The sequence below is a fragment of the Nostocoides australiense Ben110 genome (genome assembly GCF_001050535.1).
Taxonomy (GTDB): Bacteria; Actinomycetota; Actinomycetes; order Actinomycetales; family Dermatophilaceae; genus Nostocoides_A; species Nostocoides_A australiense.
Genome location: NZ_HG764815.1, coordinates 2,772,942 through 2,776,611 on the forward strand (window position 1 = coordinate 2,772,942; position 3,670 = coordinate 2,776,611).

Here is a 3,670-nt window from a genome sequence, read left to right on the forward strand (position 1 = left end):
CGGGCTGCTCGCGCTCGCCGCGGCCACGAAGCTCACCCCCGCGCTGATGGCCCTGCCGCTGCTCGGCCACCCCAACCCGCGCGAACGGCGCCGACTGCTGATCGCGATCGTCACCGCAGCCACCCTGCTCGGCGCCGGGCTCCTGCTCGGCCCCCGCCTGACCTGGGACTACCTGACGAAAGTCCTCCCGGACACCTCCCGCGTCGGCGCGCTCGACAGCATCTCCAATATCTCCGTCGCCGGCCTGCTCGCCCACTGGCGGGTCGGCGACCCCTGGCCGGCCCTCGCCGCCGGCGGCACCGGGCTGGTCTTGCTTGCCCTCCTCGTGCGCCGGGCCCGCGGCCGCACCCTCGACGACAGTCGCGATCGGGTCCTGGTCGCCGCTGCCGGCGGCCTGATCACGCTCGCGGTGACTCCGGTCGCCTGGACCCACCACGCCCTCTTCGCCCCCGTCGCCGCCTGCCTGGCCATCCAACGCCGCCGCACCGCATACCGGCTGGCGGGTCTGGTCTGCCTCGCCCTGTGGATGCCCCCGCTGATGCACATCGCCCTCGACCACTTCGGCCGCCCCGCCTCGGCGCTCGTGCAGAGCCTGCGCCCGCTCAGCCTGCTCGTCCTCTTTGCCCTGGCGGTCGCCGACATCGCCGGAACTGCTGTCTCGACGGGGGAGCGGGCGTGACGGCGCCGGCTCCGGGGTCGTTGCGGGTGCGGGGGGTGTTGTGGGCGCTCGCGTGGGCGGGGGTGGCGTTCGTGCTGTATGCCGACATCGGGATGGTGCGGTACGCCCGCAGCATGGCGGGTGCCTACGACCTGGGGATATTCACCCAAGGAGCGGAGGGGTGGGCGAGCGGTCACGGGCCGGTGTCGGCGATCAAGGGGGGCAGCCTGTTCGCCGACCACTTCAGCCCCATCACCGCGCTCTTCGGGCTCGCGTGGAAGCTGTGGCCCGATCCGCGCTCGTTGCTCGTGATGCAGGCCGTGACCTTGGGCATCGCGGTCGGCATGATTGCCGCCTTCGCCCGGGAGCGGCTGGGGGAGTCGTTCCGTGCCGCGGCCGTGCTCGCCGCGCTCGTCTCCGGGCTCCCGCTGCTCTCGGCGGCCATCGCCGCCCCGCACGAGACCGCCCTCGGCGCGCCGATGTATGCCGGTCTGGGAATCGCCCTCTATCGCGCCCGGTTCCGTGCCGTCGCGGGCTGGTCGCTCGCCTGCTTGCTCGTCAAAGAGGACTCCGGGCTCATCATCGCCGGCGCGGCGCTGGCCTGGTATCTCGTGCACCGTCGCCTGCGCCAGAGCGGGCTCCTCCTGGCGCTCGGGGTCGCCGGTTTCGTCGCCAGCAACGCCGTCATCTGGTGGGTGCGGGGCTCGGGGAGCGCCTATTACGGCTACGTCACCGAGTCGTTCGGCGGCCTGGACCCCGCCCGGGCCCTGCCGGCGGTGATGCTCCTGGGTGCGGCCGGCCTCGTCGTGCGCGACCCACTCCTGCTCGTCGCGGTGCCCGGGATCGTGTGGCGCAGCCTCTCGGGCAACCGCAACTACTGGGTGCCCGAGTTCCACTACGACGTCCTGACCGGCATCGTGGGAGCCCTCGTCCTGATCGCCGCCGTGCAACGGGAGGGGCGGATGCTGCCGCGCCGCGCCCTGGTGGTCGGTGCCATGGCCGCCGTCGGGCTCGGCACCGCCATCGGGGAGAGGCCGTGGCGCGCCGACCCCCTCAACAGGCCGGAGAAGGAGGTGGTCGTGTCGATGCTCCTGACCACGATCCCCGCCGCAGGGACGCTCGCGGCCGACCAGTCCGTCGGCGCCTACGTCCCGCCCGACCGGCACGCGTCGATGTTCTCGATCGACCGGCAGGGCACCTTGGCCCTCACGCCGGAGACGACGAGTTGCTGGGTGATCATGCAGCCGGCCCAGGGCGATCTGTCCGGCACCGTCGCGCAGAAGGATCAGTGGCTCGCCGGCAAGGCGCAGGTGGGTGTCGACCCCCTGGTCCTCGCGGCGACCGGCGCGAAGGGGTGTCCCGCGTGGGACGCCCGGAACGCGCTGCCGCGGAAGGTACCCTCGTAGCCACAATGACCGAGCTCGTCACCCCCGCCCCGGGCACCCCGGCGCCCCCGACCGAAGTGCCCGCAGCCGCACCCCACCCCGAGGCGCCCGCGCCGGCGTCGGCCCCGACCGTCACGATCGTGCTGCCCTGCTACAACGAGGGCGAACACGTGCTGCAGGAGATCGAGCGCATCACCGCGGTCATGCTTGCCAGCGGCCTGACCTACGAGCTGTTCTGCATCGACGACGCCTCCACCGACAACACGCTCGCGGTGCTGAAGCAGGCGCAGCTGGACTACCCGAACATCCGGATCCTGCCCTTCCGCCGCAACGGCGGCTCCGGCACCGCGCGTCGCATCGGCACCCAGCAGGCATATGGCGAGATCGTCGTGTGGACCGACGCCGACATGACCTACGAGAACGAGCGCATCCCCGAGCTCGTCCAGGTGCTGCTCGACGACCCGTCATACGACCAGGTCGTCGGGGCCCGCACCACCGAGGAGGGCACGCACAAGTGGGCGCGAGTGCCCGCGAAGTGGCTGATCCGCAAGGTCGCCGAGCGCCTGACCAACCAGAAGATCCCCGACCTCAACTCCGGCCTGCGCGCCTTCCGGCGCAGCGTCGCCCTGCCCTACCTGCGGCTGCTGCCGGCCGGGTTCTCGTGCGTCACGACCATCACGATCGCCTTCTTGTCCAACCAGCACGACATCCTCTATGTGCCGACGAGTTATGCGAAACGGGCCGGCACGAGCAAGTTCCACTTCGTCCAGGACGCCTACAAGTACATCCTGCAGGTGCTGCGGATGGTGATGTACTTCGACCCGCTCAAGGTGCTCATGCCGCTGGCCCTGTGGCTGGTCGGCATCGGCGTCGTCAAGGGCATGGTCGACATGATCCGCCACCCCTTCTACTTCCCGGCGAACACCCTGTTGCTGCTGGTCAGCGGGCTGCTCATCGGCGCCGTGGCGCTGCTGGCCGACCTCGTCGTGCGCTCCCGAGACGGGGTATGACGCCCGCCTCCAGCGCCGCCCTGCGCGTCGCGATCATCGGCCCGGCGCACCCGGTCAAGGGGGGCGTGACGGTGCATACGACCGAACTCGCGCACCAGCTCGCCGACGCCGGGCACGAGGTGGAGGTGCTCTCGTGGTCGCGGATGTACCCCGGGTTCCTCTATCCCGGCGAGGTCAACGTCGACCTCGAACACCCCGAGACCCCGCTCTTCGAACCCACGACCCGCGACCTGGCGTGGAATCGCCCCGACTCGTGGGTGCGCGCCGGGCGCGGCCTGGGCGCCTACGACCTTGTCGTCTTCGTGCACGTCATCCCGCAGCTGATCCCGGCCTACCTGGTGATGATCGCCGCCATTCCCGGGGGCGAGCCGCCGCCGCGGCTGGTCGTGCTCGCCCACAACGTGCTGCCGCACGAGCCGCGACCGGGCGACGAGCGGCTCGTCAAGAGCCTCTTCGCGAAGACCGACGCGGTGCTCGTGCACACGCCGCAGCAGGCGAGCCTGGCCCGTTCGCTCGGCGCCGAGACGGTGCGCAGCGCCGCCCTGCCGCCGCACCTGCCGGGTGGGAATCCGGTGACCCGCGAGCCGTATGCCGGCCCGGCCCGGCTTCTCGCGCTC

Annotated in this window: 4 protein-coding genes; all 4 read left to right on the forward strand. The window is 71.7% G+C overall.

Translation table 11 applies throughout. From position 1 onward, the window contains the following. Window positions 1-679, forward strand: a 679-nt coding sequence (locus BN11_RS13350; RefSeq protein ID WP_162213232.1) for a glycosyltransferase 87 family protein, incomplete at its 5' end; no start/stop codon positions are given. Next, the gene (locus BN11_RS13355) at window positions 676-2,064 is read left to right on the forward strand and encodes a DUF2079 domain-containing protein (protein ID WP_157044149.1); all 1,389 of its coding nucleotides are present in this window, start codon (window positions 676-678) and stop codon (window positions 2,062-2,064) included. The genes BN11_RS13350 and BN11_RS13355, both read left to right, overlap by 4 nt. 5 nt (window positions 2,065-2,069) lie before the next feature. After that, window positions 2,070-3,053, forward strand: coding sequence for a glycosyltransferase family 2 protein (locus BN11_RS13360; protein WP_048698438.1), 984 nt, complete (start codon window positions 2,070-2,072; stop codon window positions 3,051-3,053). Then, window positions 3,050-3,670, forward strand: a 621-nt coding sequence (locus BN11_RS13365; protein ID WP_157044380.1) for a glycosyltransferase family 4 protein, incomplete at its 3' end; no start/stop codon positions are given. The genes BN11_RS13360 and BN11_RS13365, both read left to right, overlap by 4 nt.